The sequence below is a fragment of the Pseudoalteromonas sp. S1612 genome, assembly GCF_005887175.1.
Taxonomy (GTDB): Bacteria; Pseudomonadota; Gammaproteobacteria; order Enterobacterales; family Alteromonadaceae; genus Pseudoalteromonas; species Pseudoalteromonas undina.
In genome coordinates this window covers 1-223 of the sequence record NZ_PNDH01000106.1, presented here as the reverse complement: position 1 = coordinate 223, position 223 = coordinate 1, and the positions used below count along the sequence as shown (strand labels likewise).

Genomic DNA, 223 nt, shown 5'->3' with positions numbered 1-223 from the left:
CACGTCGCAACATGATCAATGTAGACCTAAATGGCAATACATTACAGCATCCTGTTAAGGGACGTCATGCTGGCTCCCTAGTGTTCATGAAACCAGCCTCTGAAGGTACTGGTATCATCGCAGGTGGCGCTATGCGTGCAGTACTAGAAGTGACTGGTGTTCAGACCGTACTTTCTAACTGTTACGGTTCTACTAACCCAATCAACGTAGTACGTGCAACGAT

Annotated in this window: 1 protein-coding gene; it reads left to right on the top strand. The window is 47.1% G+C overall.

Annotation, left to right across the window (positions count from 1 at the left end; genetic code table 11):
• Positions 1-223 (top strand): uS5 family small ribosomal subunit protein (locus tag CWB78_RS18295; protein ID WP_502705097.1); only part of this gene is annotated, 223 nt, incomplete at both ends.